A 1,607-nucleotide genomic window follows, 5' to 3' on the forward strand; every position below is an offset into this window, starting at 1 on the left:
CCCCAATCGTGTCCGACGACTGCAAAGCGGCTGAGGCCAAGCGCATCGGCAAAATCCAGCACATCCTGCGCCATCGCGGCAATCTCGCCCGAGCGCATGATTTCTTTTGACAGGAACGATGTCGGCCCGAAGCCCCGCAACCAAGGCGAAAACGTCCGGAAGCCAGCTTCATGAAGGACCGGCGAAATCCGAGCGTATGTCGTCGCGTCGTCGGGCCAGCCATGCAGCAGGATAACCGGGGCGCCGTCCTGCGGTCCACCATCGAGATAGGCGACGCGCAGCAGAGGTGTGTCGCAATGTGAGACGGAGTTCATTGGCTCTGAGGCGCAATAGCTGGCTTATCATCACCAGTCGCGGACTCTGGCCTGGCGGCCTGGTCAACCTGTGGGTTCTTGTTGATGGGGCCGGTGTTGGCTTTCATCGGCTCGATATTGTTGTCGCAGGCGCCGAGCGTAAGGCCAGCGGCCAGGATCAGGAGTGAAAAGAACCTCTTCATCGAAACCTCCTCTGGTTGCTGTCCGGCAAACGAGGTTCCACCAATTTGGTTGCCTGATCGTCCTCTCAAGACGCCACGGCATCTGACGATCAACGCTTCAAGCTATTGGAATCGGCTGCAACTGTCGGATCAGGCAAAACCGGGCCACGTTCAGTCTCCGAACCCTCAGCCTCGATCTCCTGCACGGCCTGGTCCCAGTGCTCCTGCTCGCGGCCAGCCGGCCGGCCCTCTTGTTCCCAGATTTCATGGGCTCGCCGTTTGATCTTTTCTTCCCTGCTGTCCATGGCCAGATCCTCCAATTCGTCAGTCTCAATTCCGGGCCATATTTTTTGTTCCTCCTCTGTCGGGAACAGCCGCTGCCGGAGCCGCGATTTCGGGGAAGGCGCTTGTGGATTGCGTGGGACGAAACCGCTTGGTAATTTTCGTACTGATATTTTTTCGTGACACACCGATGCCCGCAGCTTTATGAATCTGGCTATCGGCCAGCGCCGAGCACGTCCCTCTCCGATCCCACTGCCCGGCGCTCAATGCCTGATCGCCCGCCGCACCGATATGGCGGGCTGTTGCTTCGATTGGAGGTGACGCCCATGCGGGAATTGCCGAAAGACATCGACGCTGATGTGGTCATCGAAATCAGCAAGCTGCTGGACGACAGCCCGCTTTTCGTCCCGGTACGGGTTCATGAACTTGCGGCCAGGGTGAGGCAGAGGGTGAAGACCGGTCTGCCGGATCTTTCGATCGAAGAACTGATCGTGGAGATGGCCTCCGTACGTCAGCTGGCCATGGCCTTCGATCTGCCTGGATCGGAGAATGTCGTGCAAATCCCGGTGCGGTATAGCCGCTAGCACTGCGGCATCACACGCTCCATCCGGAGGTCAGGACAAGCGATGCCTCAAACATCTGCGCACCGACCTCATCGCGTACTTTGACGGTTACCTTGACGAAATCGCAGTCGGGCATTTCGTCTTGGGCAACATCCTGCAAAATACGAATTGCTTCCGCTCTGGCTTGTTCCCGGGATTCGAACAGCTGCCCGTTATCATCGGGTATCGCGCCGTCACCGTTTTGAAGATCGAAATAATACCGCTTCATTTTCGGGCCACGCTGGAAA

The 1,607-nt window shown here is 58.1% G+C and carries 5 protein-coding genes; 1 reads left to right on the forward strand and 4 read right to left on the reverse strand.

Annotated features, from left to right (window positions below; all coding sequences use genetic code 11):
- From EN906_RS33480 to EN906_RS33490, 3 genes are all read right to left on the reverse strand, one after another.
- Positions 1-314, reverse strand: a 314-nt coding sequence (locus EN906_RS33480; protein ID WP_127375744.1) for an alpha/beta fold hydrolase, incomplete at its 3' end; no start/stop codon positions are given.
- Entirely contained in the window at positions 311-496 is a 186-nt protein-coding gene (locus EN906_RS33485; protein WP_127267546.1) for a hypothetical protein, read from the reverse strand. The genes EN906_RS33480 and EN906_RS33485, both read right to left, overlap by 4 nt.
- 89 nt (positions 497-585) lie before the next feature.
- Positions 586-795 (reverse strand): DUF2934 domain-containing protein, encoded by a 210-nt coding sequence (locus tag EN906_RS33490; protein ID WP_236383395.1) that lies wholly within the window; start codon positions 793-795, stop codon positions 586-588.
- Positions 796-1,083: 288 nt separating this feature from the next.
- Here EN906_RS33490 and EN906_RS33495 point away from each other — a divergent pair, with 288 nt between their 5' ends.
- Complete coding sequence (locus tag EN906_RS33495; RefSeq protein WP_127267547.1) at positions 1,084-1,341, forward strand: hypothetical protein; 258 nt, start codon at positions 1,084-1,086, stop codon at positions 1,339-1,341.
- A gap of 10 nt (positions 1,342-1,351) precedes the next feature.
- Here EN906_RS33495 and EN906_RS33500 read toward each other — a convergent pair.
- Positions 1,352-1,607, reverse strand: a 256-nt coding sequence (locus EN906_RS33500) for a hypothetical protein (protein WP_245484389.1), incomplete at its 5' end; no start/stop codon positions are given.

Source organism: Mesorhizobium sp. M7A.F.Ca.CA.004.06.1.1, assembly GCF_003999135.1.
In the GTDB taxonomy this organism is placed as follows: Bacteria; Pseudomonadota; Alphaproteobacteria; order Rhizobiales; family Rhizobiaceae; genus Mesorhizobium.